Below are 22,728 nucleotides of genomic sequence, written 5' to 3'. Positions count from 1 at the left end.
ACAGGTCATCGCCGAAAAACGCCGAATCGTTGCGTGATTTGGCGTCGGGTGCGATAGTAGCGTAAAGATGCTAGAGAATGCGACCCATTCGCATATAGTCGGCGCAGCGTGTTGCGGACATTTCCGTGCCAGAGGATCGGCAAGGGTCATCGGTACAAGGCGCGCCGAACGGCTGGCGGGGCCGGTCGGGGCAGGCCCCTCCGGATCTTGTCCCCTCTGCGAAAAGGGGTGGCGACCGAACGCACCGTCCCCGATCCCGAGGCAGTCGCAACCTTCCGTCGTGGCTTCCCATCTCAGGCGATATAAGTGATAATCGTTATCACTGCGATATTTTGCCAAGGTGGAGATATGCGGAAGATCGGGCTGTTCTATGCCTCGGATACCGGCAATACGCGCCGGGTCGCGAAGATGATCCAGAGCCGGTATTTCGACGAGGGGATCGTCGAGATCTGCGATTTCGAGGAGGTGACCGCCGAGCGGATGAGTGGTTACGACGCCTTGATCATCGGGACGCCAACGGTCGGGGCCGGCGAGTTTCCAGTGGCGTTGGAGGACTTCCTCCCGGAGCTCGAGGGCGTCGATTTCTCCGGCAAGACGGTGGCCCTCTATGGCCTCGGTGACCAGGAGCAATACGCGGAGGAGTTCGTCGATGCCCTCGGCATGCTCTATGAAGTGCTCGATTCGCGCGGTGCCCACATCGTCGGCCTGTGGTCGACCGATGGCTATCGATACGGTGCCTCGAAGGCGGACCTTGGCGACGGGACCTTCTGCGGCCTGGTGCTCGACGAGGACAATCAACCCGAGGAGACCGACGCCCGCCTTGCCGCCTGGATCGAGAGGATCCGCCCGGCGTTGCTCGGTTGAGGTCCAGGGCGATCGGTGCCGGGGCGAATCGGCCCGGAACGCGGTTCGCCAGGTGCGATCGTTAGCCGGTGTAGCGCTCGGCATCGACGGGCTTTGCCAGTGACGGGGCAGAGCACGCGCCGTTCTAGCTGCGCCCGCCGGCTCCGATGCCGGTCGGGGGTCGACCCCCCGCGGGGCGCCGTGTGGCTGGGCAACGCGTGACGGGGAGGGGGCTACTCGACGATGAATCGGCCCTTCATGACCGTGTAGTGGCCGGGGAAGGAGCAGAAGAAGGTGTAGTCCTCACCGGCCTTCAGGTCGGCGGGGGAGAAGCGGATGCTCGTGGTCTCCCCGGCGCCGATGACCTCGGTGGCGGCGATGACCCGCGCGTCGCCGGGCTTCAGATAGTCGTTGTCCAGGCCGGCGGCCATGCCGTCCGTAGCGATCGCCGCGACGTCGCCCGTCTTGGCGAGGACCCAATTGTGACCCATCGCGATCTTGGGCAGGTCGCCCGTGTGTTCGAGCGTCACGCCGATGGTCTCGCAACCCTTCTCCACGACCATCTCGTCGAGGCCGTAGAGCATCGTGTCGCCGACCTCGATCCTGAAGTCGCAGGCGCCCTGCGCCGCGCCGCTACCCACCAACAACAAGCCCGCCATGAGGTATCTCTTGCCAATCATCTCGCTATGACTCCGCTTTGGTCGTGACATCCGTCGACCGGCCCGATTCGCGCCGCCGGCCGACACCGCTCTCGCCGCCGGCGTCGAGCGCTATAAATGCTACTAAGAAGCGTTACTATTAGCAAACCCGATTCGGAACGGTGCGGGCCTGGTGCGCTGGCTGCTCGGTCTTGAGGATGCCGGCGGGCAGCCGTCCGTTGGGCCGGGTAGGCGACGGTGCGAGCGGACGGTCGGGGCATCCTGAAGGGGCGCGACGGCTGGCGGGTTCAGGCGCTTGGCCTTGGGTGCCGTCCGGGTGCAACGCCCGAGCGGGTCAGGGGCGGCCGGCGTCGCCCGGGGCGCGGTCGCGCAGGACGCAGTCGGCGATGGTCGCGAGCAGGCAGCGGGCGAAGGCCCAGTCTCCGGGGGTGCCGGTACCGGGACGGCGCAGATAGACCTCGAGGCCGACGTAGAGCGGTTCGGCGGCGCCCCAGACCGCCTCGGGGATCTCGGGCCTGGCGACGGGCCAGGGCCGCACGCCGGCCTCCCGGAGCTCCGGCAGCGCGGTATCGGCGATGAGTTGGATGGCGCGGACCGTACCGCCCGCGGGGTCGGCGACGGCCGTGCGGGTCGCGATGCACCCGAGCTGTCGCGGGTCGGCGCAGAGGACGTCGGCGCAGCGGCCGCGGCGATCGAGCCCGCTGTGCAGGTCGACGAGGAGCCGCTGGCCGGGGACGAACTGGTCGTGGATCTGCGAATAGAGCGCGTGGTGGCGGCGCAGATGCTGTTCGAACTGATCCTGGCGCGGCCGCTGGCCGAGCAGTCCCTCGGGGATGCGCAGCACCGCGAAGTGCGCGGTATCGAGACCCTGCACGACCCGCTCGCCGAAGGCCAGTTCGTCGCGGTGCACACCGATGACGACGAGGGCCGCCGGGGTCCGCGATCGCTGCCGGGGGCTTCGCGCCATCGCGACGCGGCCTCAGCCGGACGGCGGACGGGCCGGCGGCAGGAGGAGCAGCGCGACCAGACCGTAGAGGCCGGTGAGTGCGACCAGTGCCAGGTCGCCCGCTGCGTGCCTCGGGGCCAGGCCGCGCTGCCGCAGGAAGGCGGTCGCGAGCAGGACGGCGGCCGCGCTGCCGAGCACGGAGGACCAGACTGGGTGCCAGGCCGGCGTCAGCGCGAGATAGCGGCGGGTCGGCTCGCGCAGCGTCAGGTGAAACGGCGCCAGGGCCTCGAAGACCCGATCCGCGAGGCGCGGCTCGGCCATCGCCATGGTGCGGGCGTAGCGATCGAGGACGGCATGGTCGCGGTCCATGACGACGGCCTGGATCCGTTCCTCGTCGGAGTAGACGGCGGTGCGGTAGAGGGGATCGAAGAGGATCTCGAGCTCCATCCGCTCGGGTGCGTAGCCGGGCAGCGCGAGCGGGATCAGCTCTGGCTCCTCGCCGTCGCCGAGGAGGAAGGGGCGGTCGTCGTCGGCGAGCAGCAGGCCGAGGACCTCGTGGCGCCTGTTCTCGGCGACCTTGATGTGGCGCACGGCGAGGCCCTCGGGCAGCGACACCCGGCTCACCGCCGGGCGATCATCGACGCGCCTGAGCTGGAACAGGGCGCCGTCGTCAGCGATGAGGAACCAGCCGGCATCGAAGGGCTTGAGGATCGAGACCCGGCCAAGGGCCGCGCGGACCGGAAAGCGCAAGCCCGCTGAGTGCAGCGCCCCGGTGAAGTGCTCGGTCAGGGGCGCGTCGATGCGGTTGGCACCGGCTGGCGCACCGGCGTCGGGGCGCGTCGGCCGCTGACCAGGCCGACGAGGATCAGCAACGCGAGGGCGCCGAGATAGACGGCCGTCATCGCCTGGAGGCCGGTCGCGTTGACCGCCCGCCCGATCGTGTAGACCAGGCTCGCGACACCGAGACCGAGGAAGGTCGGGAAGACGATCGAGAACAGCATCCATTTGTATGAATTGGTCTGGACGCGGACCATGATGGTCGTCGCCAGACAAGGTGGATAGAGGGCGAAGAACAGGATCATCGACACCGCGAGTAGCGCCGTGGCCCCGTCGGCGCGGGTCTCGGCGCCCATGCGCTCCTCGAGCGAGCGGTTCTCGTCGTCGTCCTGCTGGAAGAGCACGCCGAGGGTCGCGACGCTGCTCTCGCGGGCGGCGAACGAAGAGAGGAGCGCGACATTGATCTTCCAGTCGAAGCCGGCGAACTGGGTGACCGGCTCCAGGCCGCGGCCGATGGTGCCGAGCAGCGAATTGGTGATCCGCTCCTCCTTCATCTCGCGGCGCAGCGACTTGCGCTCGCGCAGCAGATCGCGCAGGGCGCGGCTCGCCTGGCGCGCGTCGCGGTCGCCGCGTGGCGGCTTGACGAGCGGGTAGAACTGCGGGTTGCGTGCCTCGAAACGCGCCTCCAGGGCGCGCGCGGCCTCGGCGCTCGTCGCGTTGAGGCGGGCGCGGTTGAAGTCGCTCGCGTAGTTGACCAGCGGGACCAACTGCGCGCCGAGCGCCACGTCGCGGTAGGCGTTGCCGGCCAGGGCCTCCTCGAAGCGGACCGCGGCCGCCTGACCCTGCGCCTCGAAGTGGGCCTTGCGCTCCGCCGGCAGGCCCGGGAAATGCAGCAGGGCGAAGACCACGACGGCGACGGCGATGACGATGGTGCCGACCTTCTTGATGTACTGCCAGGTGCGGTCGAAGGCGCGGCGCAGGACGCCTTGGAGGGTTGGGCGATGGTAGTGCGGCAGCTCCATGACGAACGGCGAGGTCTCGTGGCCGCGCAGGACCGTGGTCGTCAAGAGCTTCGAGACGAGCAGCGCGAAGATGATGGTCATCGTCGAGATGTAGAACATCATCAGCGACTTGTCTTCGACGAAGAAGATGCCGAGGAGCAGCGTGTAGAGCGGCACCTTGGCCAGGCAGTTCATGAAGGGGACGGCAAAGATGGTTGCCATCCGCGCGCGCGCATCGGGGATGCCCTTGGTCGCCATGACCCCGGGCACGGCGCAGCCGCCGGCGAAGACCCCGCCGAGGATCAGCGGCAGGGTGCTCTGCCCGTGCATGCCGAAGCGGTGCAGGATCTTGTCGAGGATGAAGGCGATGCGGGCCATGTAGCCCGTGTCCTCGATGATCGCGATCGAGGCGAAGAGGATCAGGAAGATCGGCACATAGTTGAGCAGGGTGTTGGCCGAGTCGACGAGCCACAGGCCGAGGGCGCGCACGTAGGGGTCGACGAGGAAGCCGGCGGCGGGCAGCAGGCCGGCGGCCAGTTCGCGCAGGCCGGCGAGGAGCGGCCAGGTGTAGTTGGTCAGCTCGTAGCCCCAGACGATCGAGACCTGGTAGATCAGGAACACGGTCGCGACCAGGAAGAAGGGCGCCGCCCAGCGGTTGAGGACGACCTGATCGATCCGCTCCGAGAGGGTGCGCCGGCGGCCATCGGGGCGGTTCTGGACGCCGTCGATCAGCGCGGTGACGGTGCGGTCGCGGCAGGTGACGACCTGATCGCCGACGCTCAGGCCGTGGGCGCCCTCGAAGGCCAGGCGGCGCCGGTCGGCCTCCGTGAGGATGGCCTCGGTCGGCGCGGTGTCGAGGCGCCCTGCGAGCTGTCCGCGCGCCTGTTCGTCGCCCTCCAGCAGCTTCAGGGCCAGCCAGCGTCGGGGTAGATCGGCGAGTACGCCCTGGTCTGCGATCAGGACCTCGAGCGCGGCGATGTCGGCCTCGAGCGGGCCGTAGTCGATCGGGTGGCGGGGTGCCGCCCGGCCCTCGCGCAGCGTCTGCGCCCAGTCGCGGATCGCCTGGCGCAGCGGCACGCGGCCCTCCCCCTTGCGGCCGATCGTCGGCACGACGGGCACGCCGAGGCGGCGTGCGAGTTCATCGTGGTCGATGCGGATGCCGTGGCTCGCGGCGACGTCGATCATGTTCAGCGCCAGGACCGGCGGCAGTTCCAACTCCATCAGCTGGAGGGTCAGGTGCAGCGAGCGGCGCAGGTTCGAGGCGTCGACGACGTTGACCGTGATGTCTGGTCGCTCGCCGAGCAGAAAATCCCGGGCGACGCGCTCCTCGAGCGAGAAGGAGGTGAGGCTGTAGGTCCCCGGCAGGTCGACGGTGCGCACCGCGCCGACGCCGTCCTGGTAGAGGCCGTACTTCTTGTCGACCGTCACGCCCGGGTAGTTGGCGACATGCTGGCGCGCCCCCGTCAGCATGTTGAAGAGGGTCGATTTGCCGGCGTTCTGCTGTCCCGCGATCGCCACCAATAGGCCGTTGCGGCTCGTCATCGTCTTGTAACCCCTCGCTGGTGCCGCCGGGCGGCGGTGCGCTGGTCGTTGTCGTGTCACCGGGGCGCCCTCTCGCCCCTGGCCCCCGGGACGCGAGCGGATCGGGCCAGCCCCCATGGGCCGCGCTGCGCGGGTCGACGCCCCGGGGCCGTGCGTCTGTGTTCATCTACCGATCGGCGCAAGGATACAGGCTTGCGGAATGGCGCGCAAATAAGAACAATTAGCATTCATTTGTCCGGCCGGGTGGCGCGTCGCCGTGCCGATGCCCGGTCGGTCCACCGGAGGTCGCCCATGCCGTCCCATCCCCTTCGCGCTGGCTGCGTGTCCGCCCTGTTGCCGTCTCGGGTGTTGCCTTGGCCCATACGCCGATCTGCGCCTGCTACGACAACGGCGATGGCGCCATCCTCTGCGAGGGCGGTTTCTCCGATGGCTCCTCGGCGGCGGGGGTCGCGGTGCGGGTCCTCGAATCGACGGGGCAATCCGCTCATCGAGGGGGTGATGAGCGAGGAAGGCGAGCTGGAGTTCGACAGGCCTTACGGCGATTACCGGGTCGTCTTCGACGCCGGCCCGGTCACAGGATCGAGATCCGCGGGCGCGACATCGTTCGATAGAGGACCGGCGGGGGTAGATCGGTACGCGGCCATTCGGACCCCCGGGCGTCACGGCCGCCGCCGGGTCGCTCTGCGAGCGCCGGCTGCGGTCGTCTCGAAAGGGGCTCCCCCCCTCCAGTGGCCCCCCTGTCCGGTGGGTTAGAAGGCGCCGTTGAGGCCGATGTAGAGGAAACGCCCGGCGAGCAGCAGGTCGGCGTCGCGTTCGTCGAAGAGGTTCTCGACGCCGAGGCGCAGGTCGAGTTGCTCGGTGAGGGGCTGTGCGATGTCCAGGTCCCAGACCCCGTAGTCCTTCTCTTTGCCCGAGCTGGCGTCGAGGACGTCGAGGTTGTAGTCGCCCGAGAGGGTGAGCCCGAGGCCCCAGCGTTGATAGTCGTATCGCAGCGTCGTCACGAAGCGGTGGCGTGGGCGGTCCTCGAGGCGGCTGTCGGTGCCCTCGTCGCGGGCGTCGAGGTACATGTAGTCGAGATCGACCGCGAGATCGCCGAGGGACTGCCAGCCGAGGCCGGCCTCGAGACCGCGCAGCGTCGCCTCGTCGACGTTGCGGTACTGGCGGATCGGTCTGCCGTCGGGCCGCGTGCCGATCGTCCGCTCGGCGATCAGGTCCTCGACCTCGTTGTGGAAGAGCCCGAGGCGCCCGCGGAGCCGTTCGTAGCGCCCCTCCAGGGCGAGGTCGAGGCTCCTGGAGTGCTCGGGTTCGAGGTCCGGGTTGCCGATGCGGGTGAAACTGCCCTTCGTGACGTTGACGTAGAGGTCGCGGACGGTCGGCACGCGGTAGCCCTGGGCGACCTGGCCCTTGAGCTGGAGCGCGGCGTCGGGCCGATCCACCAGATCGTAGACGACGCCGAGCTTGCCGGTCGGCTCGTTGTCGAACTGGTCGGAGCCGTCGAGGCGCCCGCCGAGGACCAGGTTCAAGCGCGGCGCGACCTGCCACTGGTCCTGGGCGAAGACGGCCCAGTAGTCGATGTGCGCCTCGGAGCCGGTGGCGGTCAGGCCCTCGCGGGTGACCTGGTATTCGTCCTGCCCGGTCGCGATCGTCGTGCCGCGGAATGCCTCGATGCGGTAGTCGCCGCCGACCGTGATCCGGTGCGGCGGTGCCAGGAACCAGCTGTACTGGCCGTCGGCGCTGGTCTTCTCGACCCGGACCTCGTCGAATTCCTGGAGCTTGCCGGTGCCCTCGAGGCGCTGCTCGCGGTCCTTGTCCAAGCGCGAGTAGTAGAGCTGGAGGCGTCCCTCGCGGTCCTCCGCGGCGTAGTCGAGGCTGAGCGCCAGGTCGGTGCGCTCGTCGTCCTCGTCGGTGCGGGTGAGCTTGCCGCCGCCCGACTCGGCGAGGAAATGGCTGTCGCTGTGCAGGTACTTGGCGGTCGCGATCAGGCGCAGGGCCTCGTTCATCCGCCAGTCGGACTCGACGGTGAAGTCCACCAGGTCCTCGTCGTCGACCAGGCTGGCGCCCGAGTCGAGGGTGACGCCTGGCTGGTCGATCCGGGTCCCCGAGAGCGACAGGCCGAGATTCGCCGACGGCCTGATCGCGCCGTAGAAGCCGCCCTCGCACCCCTCTTCGTGACCGAGCTCGAACTGGCCGCAGCGGCTGCGGAATTGGAAGGTCGCGGCCTCGGGGCGGCGGGTGATGACGTTGATGACGCCGCCGAGGGCGTCGGCGCCGTAGAGGGCGCTGGAGGGGCCGCGCACGATCTCGATGCGCTCGACGTTCTCGAGCGTGATGCGGTCGAGCTCGAACTTCTGCGATGGCTCGCTCGCGAGGCGCCGTCCGTCGATGAGGATCAGGGTCTGCTCGTTCGTGAAGCCGCGGATCGAGACCGTATCGCGGGTCCCCTTTTTCTGAATGTGTACCCCTTGGGCGAGCCGCAGGACCTCGCTCAGGCGCCGGGCGTCGAGGCGCTCGATGTCGTCGCGGTCGAAGATCTGGATCGGGCCCGGCAGCGCTTCGATGGCGGTCGCCGAACGTGTCGCGGTGACGCTCAGGGTGTCGAGGGTCACGGCCGACAGCGGCTCCTCGGCGGCGAGCGGGGCCGCCGCCGAGAGGAGGATGCCGGGGATCAGCCAGCCGGGGCGGCGCCCGGATCGCCCGGGGGCGAGGGGCCGGGTCGCGGCGCGTTCGCGGTTTTCCGTCTGCATGGTGTCGGTCTCGTCGTGGATGTCGCGGGTAAACCTGGTCGCCTGGCAGGGTGCGCCGTTCGGTTGCCTGTCCTCTTCCCGCGGCGTGCGGGCACGACTAGGCCCTCGCCGTCGCGGGCGCTGCCGATGGGCCGAGCTTGGTGTGGCGGTGGCCCCCTCGGGGCCGCCGGCGACGGGCTAGCGGGCGGGGCCGGGGCTCGGTGTCGCCTCGGCCATGATCCGGGCGAACTGTGCCTCGGTGAGGATGTCGCGGAAGCGGCCGAGGGCCGCGATCCGCAGGTCCGTGATCTCGCGCTTGAGTCGCGTGAGTGCGGTCAACTCGGCGTGCACTGTGGCACCGTTCGCGCCATCGATGAACAGGGCGCGGTGGATGCGCCGTTCGAGTTCGGCGGCGCGCTGCACCCGCGGGTGGATCTGGCGCGGATAGACGGCCAGGATCTCGGCGCCGAGCCGAGCCTGCTGCCGTTCGCTCAGCGCGAAGCGACTCGGGTCGCGGGCGATGACCCGCATCGGGTGGGGGAGGGCGATCAGTTCGTTGACCGGCATGCGGTGCCCGGCGTGTGCGGGCGAGAGTGCGGCGGCGAGGGCGACGGCGGCGATCAGGGTCTTCAGGGTCTTGGGCATGGAGCTTGGCTCGGGTCTTGGGGTAAGGGCGGATCCGGAGCCCCTGTGGGGGAGAGGCGGCGGTCTGCCTCGGCGATGCGCCCTGTTCGCGCCCTATTATAAGATAACGAGAAGCATTAGCAACTATTGCCTTGGGGTTTTCGCCGACCGGCGAGCGGGGACGGGTGCCTGGCGGGGCGGACCCAGTGGCCCGCGTGGGACCCATGATGCGCCGTCGTTGGATCTCGGTCCCGTGGTCCGTTGCGGGCCGCCACCCACAGTTTCCTGAAATTTCTTGTGGATTTGGTGAATGCTCGGTACGCCGCGACGGTCTATAGTTGGTATCAGAGATAGAAGGTCGGATTATCTCTGCCACCGCGGGCGCCAAATACACGGGATCTGCCTGGTATTGGCATTACCGCAGCGTGACCCTAAATTGGTTAATATAAAAGATTGGATGGAGCAGGACAGGAGGGCAGCGATGACGATTGCGACGAGTGTCGAGACCTACCTGAACGGCCAGGGGGTAGGGTACGAGCTGGTGGCCCACAAGGCGACCGGCTCTACGCATGAGACGGCGACGGCCGCCCATGTGCCCGAAGACCATATGGCCAAGGCGGTCATCCTGCGCGACCAGGACGGTCATGCGATGGCCGTCATCCCGGGTACCGCCTGGCTGCACCTCGAGCGCCTCAATCAGGCGGCCGGGCGGGACTTCGCGCTCGTCGAGGAGTCCGATCTCGACGCGCTCTTTCCCGACTGTGCGCGGGGGGCGGTCCCGCCGCTCGGCCCCGCCTACGGCGTCGAGACCTTCCTCGACGAGGACCTCACGAGCCTCCACGACGTCTATTTCGAGGCCGGAGATCACCAACATCTCGTGCATGTCGACGGCGAGGCCTTCCAGGGCCTGCTGAAGGGTGCCCGCCGCGGCCGTTTCAGCGGGGCGACCTGATCCGCGTAGCCCGGCATCGGGCAGGGTCTCGGTGTCGCTGGGGGGCAGATCGAAGGCATTGCGGGGTTAGGTATCCCGCGGCTCTGAATGCCGCGGCGGGATGTCCCGCGGACCGGGGATCTTCCGTCACTGACGAGACCGGACGCGCGTGGCGCTGGTGGTCACCTTGACGGTCCGCAACGATAACTAGAAAATGATAACTATTATCAATAAAGGCCGAACGGAATCGGCGCCGTGGGACGTGCCGTCCGACCGGGAGGTGCGGTGGAGAACGGATCCGGTCCAGCGACGTCCAGACCTTGCGGCGATGCCGACGCGCCTGTTTGGCGACACCGCCTTACCAGAATCAGGAGAGCACTCATGTTGGACAATCTCATTGATGGCCGTTGGCAGCCGCCGTACTCCGGGGCCTACCTCGATCTGTTTCGCGAACCGACGATCGGCGGCGCGCCGATCTGCGTCGCCCGCTCCAACGCCGACGACGTCGAGGAGGCCCTCGCCGCCGCCCAGTCGGCGCTGTGGCGCTGGCGCGACCTGACGCAGGAGGAGCGCGAGTCCCTGATCCGGCAGATCCCGGCCCTGATCCGCGAGCGGAGGATGGATCACTGGCTCGACGAGTGCTGCGCGCGCATCAACGGCGACAAGGCGGTCCCGAGGGGGGCGATCGAGGGCTTCCGAGACGACTTCGTCGCCACCCTCGAGCGTACGCTGGGCCTGCTCTCCCCGGGCGATCCGGAGCCCGTCGTCGAGGCGGCCCCGTGCGGTGTCTCTTGCCTGGTCATCTCGGCCGCGACCCCACCGATGGCGGGCCTGACGCAAGTCTTTCGGGCGCTGATCGATGGCTGCACCGTCGTCGTCGCGGCGCTCTATTCGACCCGCCGCCAGGCGGCGGCCCGATTGCCCTCGATGCTCTGCGCCGTCGCCGGTTGTCTGCCGGCCGGTGTCGTCAATGTCCTGATGGGGCTTGGGCTCGAGGTCGGTATCCCGCTGACGGCGAACCGCCCGTTGTCGCTCGGGCCGCAGACCCTGCCGCCGCCGTCCGCCGGCCCGATGCGGGGCGCCTCGATCGCCTGAGTGGCCGACAGGGCCGCGTTGGGAGGATCTGCCCTGGCGGCGGCCCTCGGCGGTTCATCGACGCGGTGTCGGCGCCTCGAAACCGAGCAGCCGCGCGGAGTTGGCCAGGATCCCCAGCGTATGGGCGATGTGGATCAGGCCGCCGGTCGCCGGCGACAGGATCCCGGTGGCGCCGAGCCCGATGCCGATGAGGTCGGTGCCGATCGCGAAATGGTAGTTCTGATCGGCGGTCCTGAGCGCCATCCGGCTCAGGTTCCGCACCGCGCGCAGCGCCGCGCACACCGGGTTGGCGCGCACCCGGTGGACGCCCTCGACCTCTGCGAGCGCCGCCTCGGGCCGCGCCCCCAGGGCGCGGTCGCCGCCGAGCCGCGCGATGCGCAGCCGCAGCCGGCCGGGGATGCTGTGGCGGATCTCGATCATCGTTCCCCCTGTCGCGCGCGGGGCTCGCGCTGACACGCGCTCGGTCATCGCCGACCGGCGGTCTGACGTTAAAAATAACTCTGATAATCGTTGCCCGTTCCGACCCTGGTGACACTGACATCGATCAACCCCCCCGGGGATGGCTGGGTCGGTGTGCCCCGAGTTCGGGCGGGAGGTGCAGCGCCGGCCGCGGACGAGCGGGCGAATCGGGTAGACTAACCGCCATGAGCGAAGCCCGGATCAAGCCCCCTAAGTCCCTCCTGCGCCTCGTCGGGCGCGCCATCGTCGACTACGACATGATCCGCGATGGCGATCGCATCCTGCTCGGGGTCTCCGGCGGCAAGGACTCGCTGTCGTTGCTTGCGATCCTCCGCCACCTCCAGACCTATGCCCCGGTGCGCTTCGAGCTCGGCGTCATCACCGTCGACCCCGAGGTGCCGGGCTTCGACCCGGCGCCGCTCAAGGCCTACTACGGGGACCTCGGCATCCCGTGGCTCTACGAACAGCAACCGATCATGGAACAGGCCAAGGCGCACATGGACGGCGACTCCTTCTGCGCCTACTGCGCGCGGATGAAGCGCGGCATCATGTACCGGCTCTGCCGCCGCGAGGGCTACGGCGTCCTCGCCCTCGGTCAGCACCTCGACGATCTCGCCGAGAGCCTGCTGATGTCGCTCTTCCACGGCGGGCAGTTGCGGACCATGAAGGCCCACTACCGCAACGATGCCGGCGATATCCGCATCATCCGGCCGCTCGCCTATTGCCGCGAGCGCCAGACGGCCGCCTTCGCCGAGGCCGCCGGCCTGCCGGTCGTCCCCGACAGCTGCCCGGCCTGCTTCACGATGCCGAGTCGCCGCGAGCACATGAAGGCCCTGCTGGCGCGCGAAGAGGCCGAGCACCCGCACCTGTTCGCCAATATCCTCCGTGCGATCCGGCCCTTGCTGACCGAGGGCGCGCCGCCCTGAGGGCCGCGCGGCCTGACCCGACATCGGGCCCGAGTCGTCTGCCCATCGACGAATCGGCCCTAGCAGCCTGTCGGACTTAGCCCTTGGAATAGCCGTTTGGAGCCCATTGAAGGGCCATTTGTTGCGCAAAAGCGACGCATATCGGCGAAACGCGCAGTATTCCTCTCGTTTTCCCTTACTGCGGGCGCAAAGCCGCCATGCGCTTTAGATTCCACGCCAGGCACACCAGGGTCCACTCGCCCTGGACGTTGTCCAGGCCGCGGGTGAGGAACTGGCGAAACCCCATCACGGACTTGATGATGCCGAAGACCGGCTCGACCCGCTGTTTGCGCAGGGCGTACGAGGCCCGGCCCGCTGTGGTTTTCAGGCGATGGGTCATGCGCTGCACGGGGTTCGGGTCGGGCGGCAGTGCGGCGGGCTCACTGAAGCGCTCGCTCCAATGGGGATGGTGGTGATCGCGCTGCACGGCGATCAGCGGCTCGATGCCGGCCTGCTCGCAGGTGGCGACGTTCTCGGCACTGAAATAGCCGGCGTCGGCGAGGAGTTGCTTGGGTTGGTTAAGCCCCGCGGGCAGTGCCCGCACCCGCTCGAGCATCGGCGTGACCTGTTGCTTGTCGTTGACCGCCTGGGTGACCTGGGGCGTCAGCACCAGCATGGTCTCGTTATCAACCACCGCTTGGGCGTTGTAACACTGCTCAAAGCCCCCGCCGGCGACCGGCATGATCCGCGATGCCGCGTCGGTGAGGTTGATCTGATCCGCCGGGCGAGGTCCGGGCTCGGGGGCCTTGGGGGGCTTGGCCGCGGGGGTTTTTGCCGGTGTCGGCGGCACGCTGGGCGCGCGCGGCGAGCTTGGCCTCGTAATCGGCCTGCTCGCGGGCGAAGCGCTCCGCCGCTCGGGCCTCGATCTTGGCCTTGGCCTCGGCAATGGCCGCCAGGCGGTCTTCGCGCCGCATCAGCTCCTGCGGGATGCTCAGTCCATCGGGGACGTGGCCACCGTCGGCCTCCTCGGCCAGCGCCAGCAGTTGCTGGACCTCCGCCTTGAGCTGCGCTTCGATGGCCTCGGCGTGGCCATACGACAGGGCACTGTGCCGGCTGGCGTTGGCGTGAATCTTGGTGCCGTCGAGACTGACGCTGCCGAACTGGCTGAGCTGGTTTTCCCGCGCTACCACCAGCACCGACACGAAGACCTCTTCAAACTTTTTGCGGAAGCGGCGCCGGAAGCTGGCCAAGGTGTCGTGGTCGGGGTGGGTGTTGCAGGCGATGTAGCGAAACGCCAGCGAGTCATAGGTCGCCCGCTCGATCTTGCGGCTGGAGTAGCACCCGGTGGCGTAGCCATAGATCAACAGCGCCAGCCGCATCGCCGGGTGATAGGCCGCACTCCCCCGGCCACCATAAGCCCGCTCCAGCGCACTGAGGTCCAACCCCTCCACCACCTCGACGATGTAGCGCGCCAAGTGCCGCGCGGGCAGCCACTCCTGCACCGATGGCGGCAGCAGAAAGTCGATGGCACGGGCGATCGGTCGGAAGTTGCTCATCGGTACAGGCTCTGCGCGTTGGGACGTCCTATTCTACCGGCAGGCCCGCCGCCCGACCCACGGAAAGTCCGACAGGCTGCTAGGTCCCGGATTCCCCTAAAGGCTGCCCGTCCCGAGCGGCCCGGGCGCGCCGTTCGCTGAGCTGGAGGACGAAGACGGTCAGGGCCGGCAGCATCGTCAGGGTCACGGCGGCGGCGCCCAGGATGCCGAAGAGTACGATCGCGCCGACCCCCCGGTACAGTTCGGTCCCGGCCCCGGGGATGAAGACGAGCGGGGAGAGGCCGGCGATCGTCGTGATCGTCGACATCGCGATCGGTCGCAGGCGCGCCTCGACCGCCTCGCGCACCGCGGCGACGGCGCCGAGACCGACCGCACGGACATTGTCGATCGCCCGGTGGACGATCAGGATCGGGTTGTTGACGACCGTGCCCATCAGGATCAGGAAGCCCAGCATCGAGATCATGTCGAACGGCTGGTGGATCGCCTCCAGGCCGAGGCGCGGCAGCAGACCGCCGACCAGATTGAGCAGCCAGAGCCCGACGATACCCCCGGCGATGCCGAGCGGGATCGTCGTCATGATGAGCAGCGGGTATCCCCAGTGGGTGAAGATCGCCGTCATGACCAGATAGACGATGATCAGGGCGACGACGAAATTGCCGCTCAGCGAGGCGCGCGTCGCCTCGAGCTGGTCGCTCGCGCCCGAGAGGTCGATGGAGACGTCCGAGGGGATCTCCCCGGCCTGGCGCAGGTGTCCGAGGACATCGCGTTGGACGATCTCGACGCCGCGCTCCAACGCGACGTCCGCCGGCGGGATGATGTTCAGGGTCACGGTGCGATTGCCGTTGACGCGGCGGATGAGGCTAGTGTCGACGGTCTCGACGATGTCAGCGATGGCCGCGAGCGGCAGCACGGCCTCGGTCCGGGTGTAGATCGGCAGGGTCGCGATGTCGCCGACCTCGGCGGCCGATCCGGCGGTGCTGAAGAGGTAGATGTCGATCTTGTCGTCGGCGAGGAAGAACTCGTCGACGAAGGCCCCGTCGGTGAGGGCAGCGACCGTGTACCCGAGGTCGCCGGCGGTCATCCCCAGTTCGCTGGCCCGCTCCCAGTCGGGGTGGACCTCGATCAGCGGTTGGGCCAGCGAGAGGGTCGGCGGGTCGGACTGGATACGTGGCCGGTCGAAGACCTCCCCGGCGCGCCGATAGGCGGCGAGCGCGACCCCGTAGATGGTCTCCAGGCGCGGTCCCGAGATATCGAGGTTGATGCTACGCGTGCCGCCCTCGTTGCTGGTGATGATCGAGCCGCGCGAGACGAAGGCGCGCATCCCCGGGTAGGCCTCGTAGAGCCGGCGCAGGGTCGTCATCAGCGCGTCGATCTGGCCTGGATCGACGGGCTCGGCGATGAGGCGGATGCCCTCGGGCTCGATGCGCATGTTGAGATAGCGTAGCGCCGGCACGGGTGCTTCGCCTCGGGCATAGGCCTCCGGGTCGGCGTCGACATGCGGCAGCAGGTCGCGTTGCAGCTCGGCGCCGATCTCGCTCATCCGCTCCAGGTTATACCCTGCCGGTGCATTCATGCGGGCGAAGGTCTTGGCCTCTTCGCCCTCGGGCAGGTACTCGGCGGACGGGGTCAGCCACCCGATGACGGCGAGGCTCGCGAGCACGGCGACGACGATGGTCGCCGCGCGCCGCTGGGCGCCGTCGATCAACCAGTCGACCCCCGCGAGGACGCGTCGGCCCAGGCCCCAGCCGCCGACCTCGCCGGCGTGGAACGCGAGGCGCGCGCTCGCGGTCGGCACGACCGTGATGGCGACCAGCATCGAGATCAGGATCGCCGAGGAGATCGCGATCGCGACGTCCGAGTAGAGCTGTCCGGCCTCCTCCTGGATGAAGACCACCGGGGCGAAGACCAGCACCGTCGTCAGGGTCGAGGCGAGCACCGCCGGCCAGACCCGCCGCACCCCGGCGACGGCGGCGCGGAAGCGGTCCAGGCCGCGACGCCGCTCGATCTCGATGCTCTCGAGCACGACGATGCTGTTGTCGAGCGTCATGCCGATCGCGAAGGCGATCCCGGCCAGCGAGATCACGTTGATCGTGCGCCCGGTCAGGAGCAGGCCGAGGAAGGCGGCGATCGTGCAGATCGGCACGCCCAGGGTGCCGACCAGGGTCGCCCGCCACGAGCGCAGGAAGGCGTACATGACGAGCGTCGCCAGGAGCATGCCGATCGCCAGATTCTGCCAGACGTTGGCGACCGAGGCCTCGACGTAGCGTACATCGTCCGAGGTGAGCGCCATCTCCATACCGGCCGGGCGCAGGATCTCGTCGTTGATCTCGGCGACCGCCGCCATCATCGCCCGCTTGATCTCGATGACGTTCGAGCCGGTCTCGCGGCGCACCGAGAGGTTGATCACCGGCGCGCCGTCGACGTAGGAGTGGGCGCGGATCTCGAAGTGATCGAGGACGATCTCGGCAACGTCGCGCAGGCGAATCAGGGTGTCGCCGCGCCGCGCCAGGATCAGATCCCCGAGGGCGTCGATCTCGTCGAAGCGCCCGACCGTGCGGAGCAGGTAGCGCCGCTTGCCGCTCTCGACCTCGCCGGCGGAGACGTCCTGGTTGCGCGCCCGCACCGCGTCGCGCACGTCGGCGATCGTCAGATCGCGCTGGGCGAGGCGTCGCGGGTCGATGAGGATGCGCACCTGTCGCTCGGCGCCGCCCCAGACCCCGATCTGCGAGACGTCGGCGACGCTCGACATGCGCGTGCGGACCTCGTCCTCGATGAAGTCGCGCATCATGTCCATGTCGAGTCCGCGCGGATTGCCGGGCAGTGGCGTGACCCGAAAATACATGAACGAGTGCTGCGAGAAGGAGGTCGCGTAGACGCGTGGTTCGTCGACGGCGACCGGGTAGGCGGGCACCTGATTCAGCGCGTTGTTGACGCGGATCAGGGTTTCGGTGATGTCGACGCCGAACGGGAATTCCAGCTCGATCTCGGCGCGGCCGCTCGAGGCGGTCGCGACGAGGCGGCGCAGGTTGGGAATCGTGCGCAGGTATTCCTCCTGCTCGATCAGGATCTCCTTCTCGACGTCCTGCGGCGTCGCGCCCGGCCAGGCCGTGCGCACGGTGACGGTGCGCACCTCGAGGTCGGGGATCATCTGCACCGGGATGCGTAGCGCGGCGAGGATGCCGAGGACGGCGATGATGAGGACGATCACGCTCATCAGGACGCCACGGCGGATGATCGCCTCGAACATGACGGGGCGCCCTCAGCGGGCCGAGTCGCGCACGCGCACGACCTGGCCGTCCTGCAGGGCCTCGTTGCCCTCGACGATGACCGGTGCGTCGGCCTCGAGGCCTTCGCGGATCTCGATCCGCTCGCCGAACGCGAGGCCCGGCGTCACCCGCTGTTCGCGTACCCGAGGGGCCTCGCCCGAACGATCGAGGCGCCAGACCGAGACCCGTCCGTCCGGGTAGCGCAGCAGGGCATCGCGCGGCACGACGACGCCGCGCCGACCCGTGTCGATGCGCAGCGTCGCGTGCGCGGACATCCCAGGGGTGATGGCCGCTTGCAGGGCCTCGGCGGGCAGGACGCGCAGCAGGAAGGTCCGGGCCCGGGGGTCGCTGACCGGGACGATGGCCTGGACCCGCCCGACGAACGGTTGCCCCGGCAGTGCATCGAGCCACACGGTCACCGGCGTGGCCTCCCCGAGCAGCGGATACAGCTCTTGGGGGACCCGAAAATCGAAGCGCAGCCCATCGATGGCGACCAGTTCCAGCACCCGCGTGCCGGGCGTGATCCATTCGCCGAGCTCGGCGACGCGCTCGGCGACGACCCCGGCGAAGGGGGCCGTGACCCGATAGCGGGCCACGACCGCTGCCTGGCGGTGCGCCTCGGCCTCGGCGGCCGTCAGTGCCGCCTGGGCCATCGTGACCTCGGCGGCCAGCGTCTCGACCTCGCTCTGCGAGAAGCCGCCGTCGCCGACCAGTGCGCGCGCCTCGCCAAGGCGCCGCTGGGCATCGGCGAGGGCCGCGGTCGCCCGCTCGGTCTCGGCCTGGACCGTCGCGAGCGTGAAGGCGGCGACCTCGCGATCGAGTTCGACGAGGAGATCGCCGCGGGCGACCCGATCGCCGGCGTCGACGGTCAGACGCGTCACCATGCCGGCCACCTGGGTCGACAGGGCGGCCGTGCGCGGCGAGGTCACGGTGCCGGTCACGGTCACCTCACGGACGATCGCCGTCTGGTCGGCGCGCCCGACCGCGACGGGGGCGCCCTGTGCGGGCGCGGCCGCGCGGGCCGGACCGAACGCAGCGAGGACGGCGACGAAGAGGATCCAAGGCTGGCGGTGGAGGGGGTCGATCCGGATCGGCATGAGGCTCCTGGCGTGGCCTGTCTGGCGGGGAGTCTCCGCAGGCAATCGTCGAAGGCACGGCAGCCCGCCCTCGGGCGCGCCGGGGCCTATCGCGCGCCGGGCGACCACGACGAGTCTACATTACCAGGAGCTACGCCGCGTCGCGACCCCGCCTCGACGCCTCGCGCCGCGGCCGGGGGTCGTCTCAGCGTTCGTCGAAGCCGGCCAGCCGGTACCACTTGCGGGCCTCTTCGAGGTCCTTGGCGACCCCGCGGCCCTCCTCGTACATGATCGCGAGCATCGTCTGCGAGCCTGCGAGGCCCTGCTCGGCGGCCTTGGTCAACCACTCGACGGCCTTGGTCGCATCCTTCTCGGTGCACTCGCCCTCCATGTACATGAAGCCCAGACCGTGCTGGGCGACAGCGAGGCCGGCCTTGGCGGCGGCCTTCATGTACTTGTAGGCGAGTAGGGCATTGGGGTGCATCCCGAGGCCATTCTGGGCCATGATCGCGACCCGGTACTGGGCCTCCGGGTGGCCAGCCTCGGCGAGCGGCGAGAGCAGGCCGGCGGCCCGCGAGAATTGTTTGGACTCGAACGCGGCGATGCCGCTCGCGAGTTCCATGTCGAGGTCGCTGATCGATTCGCTCATCTTCGGTGATCTCCTGACCGGCCCACGCCGGCCCTCGTCGCAGGGTGGAGCGCCCATCGCAAAATTCAACTCTTCAAAAAGGGGTCAGACCCCTTTTTAAGCCGGATTCTAGAAAAACGGCTCTGACCCCGTTTTGACGTGCCTATTGAAGTTGCGGCCTGCGGGCGCCATCGCCCGATCATGGACCGGCGCGGTCGGCCTTGGGCGCGGCTAGGACCGGGATCGTGTCGAGAGGAGCAGGTGGCTCTTGCCCGGAGTCAAGGACAAGGCCGGCCTAGCTGACCGGCATGCGGTCCGTCGTTCACTACACGAGATTCGAGAGTCGCGGCAATGACTGAGATCTGGCAGCAGGCCCCCGATGGCCGTCCCCTCGTGGTCGATTCGCAGGGCGAGAGGCATACTGCCTTCCTGCCCCGCAGGGCCGGTGTTCCGCGGCCCCTTGCGGCCTTCGAGCCGTTCGTCGCCGCGTGCCTAGCGGCGTTGCCCGAGCATCCGAGCGAGCCCGGGGCGCGGCTCGGCCTCGAACTCTTCCTGCTCGGGGCCGCACGACGCTTTCGCCGCGCCGGCCCACTCCCCGACGAGGCGCTACTCGCGGGCCTCGCCGACCTGTTCGAACGCCACGGCATCGCCCGCGGGATGCTCCTCGACCTGCTCGCCGATCTGCCGGCGCTCACGCGCGCACCGGCGGTCTGCGGGGTGCTGGACGAGGGTGCGGCGGCGCTCGAGGAGTGGTTGGCGAGCCATGACCAGAACGTCGCGCTCCGGGTGCGCGAGCGCCTGCCCGACTGGGCACGCGACCTGACCGCGCAGGCTGCCGCCGGGGCACGGGACGGCGATGGGGAGGGATGACGACCATGGCGCTGCAATCGATCAATCCGTGCGACGGCGGGATCCTGGAGACCATCGCCCGGCACGACGAGACGGACGTCGCGCGGGCGGTCGCCGCCGCGGCCGCCGTCGCCGGCCCCTGGGCGGCCCGGCCGGTCGCCGAGCGCGCCGCGTTTCTTTCGGCCGTCGCCGAGCGGCTGCGCGCCCGTCGCGAGGAGCTGGCGCGGGTGATCACACGGGAGATGGGCAAGCTGATCGGCGAGGCCGAGGCCGAGATCGACAAGTGCGCGCTCGTCTGCGATTACTACGCCGAGCACGCCGAGCGGTTCCTGGCCGATGTACCGGTCGACTCCGATGCCGGGCGCAGCCTCGTCGTCTTTCAGCCGCTCGGCCTCGTCCTCGCCGTGATGCCCTGGAACTTCCCGTTCTGGCAGGTCTTCCGCTGCGCCGCGCCGGCGCTCGCGGCCGGCAACACGGTGCTCCTCAAGCACGCCTCGAACGTGCCGCGCTGCGCCTTGACGATTGCCGAGGTCTTTGCCGAGGCCGGCCTGCCCGTCGGGGTCTTCGCTACCCTCCTGATCGACGCCGCGCGGGCCGAGGCGCTCGTCGCCGATCCGCGCATCCGCGCCGTCAGCCTGACCGGCAGCGAGGCCGCCGGCCGTCGGGTCGCGCGCTCAGCCGGCGAGCACTTGAAGAAGACGGTGCTGGAGCTCGGCGGCTCCGACGCCTTCGTCGTCCTCGAGGATGCCGACCTCGATGCCGTCGTCGAGTCCGCCGTACGCGGACGCTTCATCAATGCCGGGCAGAGCTGCATTGCGGCCAAGCGCTTCATCGTCGTCGCCGCTCGCGCCGACGACGTCGTCGCCCGGCTGCGTCCGGCGATCGAGGCCTTGAGGCCGGGCGATCCGCTCGATCCGGCGACCACGCTCGCGCCCCTCGCCCGCGCCGATCTGCGCGAGCAACTCGACGAGCAGGTTCGCGCGAGCCTGCGCGCCGGGGCGCGCTGCCTGGCGGGCGGCCGTCCGCTCGAGGGCCCCGGCTGGTTCTATGCCGCGACCCTGCTCGATCGGGTCGCGCCCGGGATGCCGGCCTACGAGGACGAGCTCTTCGGGCCGGTCGCGGCCGTCATCCGTGCCGCCGACGAGGCCGAGGCGCTCCGCATCGCCAACGACAGCCGCTACGGGCTTGGCGGCAGCGTCTGGACCGCCGACCCGAGGCGCGGTGAGGCCTTCGCCCGGCGCATGGCCTGCGGTGCCGCCTTCGTCAACGGCATCGTCAAAAGCGACCCGCGACTGCCGTTCGGCGGCATCAAGGACTCGGGCTATGGCCGCGAGCTCGGCGAACTCGGGATCCGCGAGTTCGTAAACGCCAAGACCCTGTGGGTCGGCTAGCGGCGACGGAGATGCGACGATGCACGATGAGCCCGGGGAGGCGCCCCTCTACGGCGAGCAGACGCGACGCGCGATCGAGAACTTCGCGATCGGCGGCCGGCCGATGCCGCCGTCCTTCATCCATGCCCTGGGGCTGATCAAGGCCTGCGCGGCGCGGGTCAATGGTGCCCTCGGCGCGCTGCCGTCGGCGACGGCCGCGGCGATTGCCGAGGCCGCCGAGCGGGTCGCTGCCGGCGAGCTGGACGGGCAGTTCCCGGTCGACGTCTATCAGACCGGTTCCGGCACCTCGACGAACATGAACGCCAACGAGGTGATCGCGACCCTCGCCGGCCGCGCGCTCGGCGAGCCGGTGCATCCGAACGACCAGGTCAATCGCGGCCAGAGCAGCAACGATGTCATCCCGACCGCGATTCACCTGAGCGCCGCGCTGGCGCTGGTCGGGCTCGACGCCGAGCTGGATGCCCTGGCCGAGGCGATCGAGCGGCGGGCGGCCGAGACGGCCGACATCGTCAAGACCGGGCGAACCCACCTGATGGATGCGGTGCCGCTGACCCTCGGCCAGGAGCTCGGCGGGTGGGCGGCGCAGGTGCGCGCCTGCCGGGCGCGCCTCGTCGATGCCGGTGCGCGACTGCGGCGCATCGCACAGGGCGGCACCGCCGTTGGCACCGGCCTCAACACCGACCCGCGCTTCGCCGAGGCCTTCGCCGACGAGTTGTCGCGGCGCACCGGCCTCGACTTCGCACCGGCCCCGGATTTTCGGGCAGCGATCGCAAGTCAGGACACGGCGGTGGAGCTGAGCGGCCAGCTGCGGGTCCTGGCGCTCGCACTGCTCAAGGCCGCCAACGACCTGCGCTGGATGGCCAGCGGCCCGACCGCGGGCCTGGCCGAGATCGAGCTGCCGGCGCTCCAGGCCGGCAGCAGCATCATGCCCGGCAAGGTCAATCCGGTGATCCCGGAGGCCGTGGCGATGGCCTGCGTCCAGGTCGTCGGCCTCGATGCGGCGATCGCATTGGCGGCCCAGGATAGCCGCTTCCAGCTCTGCACCATGCTGCCGCTGATCGGCGCCGACCTGCTCGAGCAGATCGCGCTGCTCAGCGGTGCCTGCACGGCGCTGCGCGAGAAGGCGATCATGGGTTTTCGGGTCAATCGCGCGGGGCTCGCGCGGGGCCTTGCCCGCAACGCGATGCTCGCGACGGCGCTCGCCCCGGTGATCGGCTACGATAGGGCGGCGGCGATCGCCCGGCGCGTACTCGCCGAGGACCGCACGGTGCTCGAAGTCGCTCGCGAGGAGACGGCGCTCGGCGACGACGAGCTGCGCCGGCTCCTAAGAAAGGGGTCAGAGCCCTTTTAAGGGCATCTAGAAAAATTCAAGGTGCCCGCGCGGGGCAGGGATGCCCCGCCACGTTAGGTCCCCTTAAGGAGAAAAGGGCTCTGACCCCTTTTTTGCCTTTTTGGAG

General features: G+C 69.4%; 17 protein-coding genes and 1 pseudogene. 7 read left to right on the top strand and 11 right to left on the bottom strand.

All coding sequences use genetic code 11. The annotated features are described in order from the left end of the window. Nucleotides 1-348: 348 nt before the first annotated feature. Entirely contained in the window at nt 349-864 is a 516-nt protein-coding gene (locus CKO41_RS01790; protein ID WP_200250376.1) for a flavodoxin, read from the top strand. Between the two features lie 212 nt (nt 865-1,076). Here CKO41_RS01790 and azu read toward each other — a convergent pair whose 3' ends face one another. The 6 genes from azu to CKO41_RS01760 form a co-directional block, all read right to left on the bottom strand. Then, nucleotides 1,077-1,523 (bottom strand): azurin, encoded by a 447-nt coding sequence (gene azu / locus CKO41_RS01785; RefSeq protein ID WP_200250377.1) that lies wholly within the window; start codon nt 1,521-1,523, stop codon nt 1,077-1,079. 313 nt (nt 1,524-1,836) lie between these two features. Further along, nucleotides 1,837-2,469, bottom strand: a complete 633-nt coding sequence (locus CKO41_RS01780; RefSeq protein ID WP_200250378.1) for a hypothetical protein — start codon at nt 2,467-2,469, stop codon at nt 1,837-1,839. 12 nt (nt 2,470-2,481) lie between these two features. Then, nucleotides 2,482-3,198 carry a DUF4857 domain-containing protein gene (locus tag CKO41_RS01775; protein WP_200250389.1) on the bottom strand — a complete coding sequence of 239 codons (717 nt, stop codon included), beginning with the start codon at nt 3,196-3,198 and terminating at the stop codon, nt 2,482-2,484. A 35-nt stretch (nt 3,199-3,233) separates the two neighbouring features. Further along, entirely contained in the window at nt 3,234-5,768 is a 2,535-nt protein-coding gene (feoB, locus tag CKO41_RS01770) for a ferrous iron transport protein B (RefSeq protein ID WP_200381066.1), read from the bottom strand. A gap of 749 nt (nt 5,769-6,517) precedes the next feature. Beyond that, nucleotides 6,518-8,512 (bottom strand): TonB-dependent receptor plug domain-containing protein, encoded by a 1,995-nt coding sequence (locus CKO41_RS01765; protein WP_200381065.1) that lies wholly within the window; start codon nt 8,510-8,512, stop codon nt 6,518-6,520. A gap of 177 nt (nt 8,513-8,689) precedes the next feature. Beyond that, on the bottom strand, nt 8,690-9,136 hold the full coding sequence (locus CKO41_RS01760) for a hypothetical protein (protein ID WP_200250383.1): 447 nt from the start codon (nt 9,134-9,136) through the stop codon (nt 8,690-8,692). Between the two features lie 460 nt (nt 9,137-9,596). Between CKO41_RS01760 and CKO41_RS01755 the strand changes: the two genes are divergently transcribed. Both CKO41_RS01755 and CKO41_RS01750 read left to right on the top strand, forming a co-directional pair. After that, on the top strand, nt 9,597-10,067 hold the full coding sequence (locus tag CKO41_RS01755) for an aminoacyl-tRNA deacylase (RefSeq protein ID WP_200381064.1): 471 nt from the start codon (nt 9,597-9,599) through the stop codon (nt 10,065-10,067). Nucleotides 10,068-10,427: 360 nt separating this feature from the next. After that, nucleotides 10,428-11,141 carry an aldehyde dehydrogenase family protein gene (locus CKO41_RS01750; RefSeq protein ID WP_200381063.1) on the top strand — a complete coding sequence of 238 codons (714 nt, stop codon included), beginning with the start codon at nt 10,428-10,430 and terminating at the stop codon, nt 11,139-11,141. Nucleotides 11,142-11,195: 54 nt separating this feature from the next. On the opposite strand, the gene CKO41_RS01745 is transcribed toward CKO41_RS01750, so the two are convergent. Then, nucleotides 11,196-11,561 carry a hypothetical protein gene (locus CKO41_RS01745; protein ID WP_200381062.1) on the bottom strand — a complete coding sequence of 122 codons (366 nt, stop codon included), beginning with the start codon at nt 11,559-11,561 and terminating at the stop codon, nt 11,196-11,198. A 224-nt stretch (nt 11,562-11,785) separates the two neighbouring features. Between CKO41_RS01745 and CKO41_RS01740 the strand changes: the two genes are divergently transcribed. Further along, on the top strand, nt 11,786-12,526 hold the full coding sequence (locus CKO41_RS01740) for a PP-loop family protein (RefSeq protein WP_200381061.1): 741 nt from the start codon (nt 11,786-11,788) through the stop codon (nt 12,524-12,526). A gap of 175 nt (nt 12,527-12,701) precedes the next feature. On the opposite strand, the pseudogene CKO41_RS01735 reads toward CKO41_RS01740, so the two are convergent. The 4 genes and pseudogenes from CKO41_RS01735 to CKO41_RS01720 all read right to left on the bottom strand — a co-directional run bounded on the left by CKO41_RS01735 (nt 12,702) and on the right by CKO41_RS01720 (nt 19,052). Beyond that, a pseudogene (locus tag CKO41_RS01735) lies at nt 12,702-14,061 on the bottom strand (IS1182 family transposase). Between the two features lie 79 nt (nt 14,062-14,140). Continuing rightward, entirely contained in the window at nt 14,141-17,308 is a 3,168-nt protein-coding gene (locus CKO41_RS01730; RefSeq protein WP_200381060.1) for an efflux RND transporter permease subunit, read from the bottom strand. A gap of 12 nt (nt 17,309-17,320) precedes the next feature. After that, nucleotides 17,321-18,424, bottom strand: a complete 1,104-nt coding sequence (locus CKO41_RS01725; RefSeq protein WP_200381059.1) for an efflux RND transporter periplasmic adaptor subunit — start codon at nt 18,422-18,424, stop codon at nt 17,321-17,323. A 184-nt stretch (nt 18,425-18,608) separates the two neighbouring features. Further along, nucleotides 18,609-19,052, bottom strand: coding sequence for a tetratricopeptide repeat protein (locus tag CKO41_RS01720; protein WP_200252496.1), 444 nt, complete (start codon nt 19,050-19,052; stop codon nt 18,609-18,611). Nucleotides 19,053-19,382: 330 nt separating this feature from the next. Here CKO41_RS01720 and CKO41_RS01715 point away from each other — a divergent pair, with 330 nt between their 5' ends. Genes CKO41_RS01715 through CKO41_RS01705 form a run of 3 tightly spaced genes read left to right on the top strand, consistent with a single transcriptional unit; the run spans nt 19,383 to nt 22,622 of the window. Further along, a complete protein-coding gene (locus CKO41_RS01715) occupies nt 19,383-19,901 on the top strand; it encodes a hypothetical protein (protein WP_200381058.1) in 519 nt (172 codons plus the stop codon). Nucleotides 19,902-19,906: 5 nt separating this feature from the next. Then, a complete protein-coding gene (locus tag CKO41_RS01710; RefSeq protein WP_200252491.1) occupies nt 19,907-21,271 on the top strand; it encodes an NAD-dependent succinate-semialdehyde dehydrogenase in 1,365 nt (454 codons plus the stop codon). 19 nt (nt 21,272-21,290) lie between these two features. Continuing rightward, nucleotides 21,291-22,622 (top strand): class II fumarate hydratase, encoded by a 1,332-nt coding sequence (locus tag CKO41_RS01705; RefSeq protein ID WP_200381057.1) that lies wholly within the window; start codon nt 21,291-21,293, stop codon nt 22,620-22,622. Nucleotides 22,623-22,728: the final 106 nt, after the last annotated feature.

It is taken from the genome of Thiococcus pfennigii (assembly GCF_016583835.1).
Classification (GTDB): Bacteria; Pseudomonadota; Gammaproteobacteria; order Chromatiales; family Chromatiaceae; genus Thiococcus; species Thiococcus pfennigii.
This window is presented reverse-complemented; position numbering and strand designations above follow the sequence as displayed.

Coding starts and splice junctions, on each gene's coding strand:
- CKO41_RS01790 (WP_200250376.1), top strand. CDS start 349: ATGCGGAAGATCGGGCTGTTCTATGCCTCGGATACCGGCAATACGCGC.
- azu (WP_200250377.1), bottom strand. CDS start 1,523: ATGATTGGCAAGAGATACCTCATGGCGGGCTTGTTGTTGGTGGGTAGC.
- CKO41_RS01780 (WP_200250378.1), bottom strand. CDS start 2,469: ATGGCGCGAAGCCCCCGGCAGCGATCGCGGACCCCGGCGGCCCTCGTC.
- feoB (WP_200381066.1), bottom strand. CDS start 5,768: ATGACGAGCCGCAACGGCCTATTGGTGGCGATCGCGGGACAGCAGAAC.
- CKO41_RS01765 (WP_200381065.1), bottom strand. CDS start 8,512: ATGCAGACGGAAAACCGCGAACGCGCCGCGACCCGGCCCCTCGCCCCC.
- CKO41_RS01760 (WP_200250383.1), bottom strand. CDS start 9,136: ATGCCCAAGACCCTGAAGACCCTGATCGCCGCCGTCGCCCTCGCCGCC.
- CKO41_RS01755 (WP_200381064.1), top strand. CDS start 9,597: ATGACGATTGCGACGAGTGTCGAGACCTACCTGAACGGCCAGGGGGTA.
- CKO41_RS01750 (WP_200381063.1), top strand. CDS start 10,428: ATGTTGGACAATCTCATTGATGGCCGTTGGCAGCCGCCGTACTCCGGG.
- CKO41_RS01745 (WP_200381062.1), bottom strand. CDS start 11,561: ATGATCGAGATCCGCCACAGCATCCCCGGCCGGCTGCGGCTGCGCATC.
- CKO41_RS01740 (WP_200381061.1), top strand. CDS start 11,786: ATGAGCGAAGCCCGGATCAAGCCCCCTAAGTCCCTCCTGCGCCTCGTC.
- CKO41_RS01730 (WP_200381060.1), bottom strand. CDS start 17,308: ATGTTCGAGGCGATCATCCGCCGTGGCGTCCTGATGAGCGTGATCGTC.
- CKO41_RS01725 (WP_200381059.1), bottom strand. CDS start 18,424: ATGCCGATCCGGATCGACCCCCTCCACCGCCAGCCTTGGATCCTCTTC.
- CKO41_RS01720 (WP_200252496.1), bottom strand. CDS start 19,052: ATGAGCGAATCGATCAGCGACCTCGACATGGAACTCGCGAGCGGCATC.
- CKO41_RS01715 (WP_200381058.1), top strand. CDS start 19,383: ATGACTGAGATCTGGCAGCAGGCCCCCGATGGCCGTCCCCTCGTGGTC.
- CKO41_RS01710 (WP_200252491.1), top strand. CDS start 19,907: ATGGCGCTGCAATCGATCAATCCGTGCGACGGCGGGATCCTGGAGACC.
- CKO41_RS01705 (WP_200381057.1), top strand. CDS start 21,291: ATGCACGATGAGCCCGGGGAGGCGCCCCTCTACGGCGAGCAGACGCGA.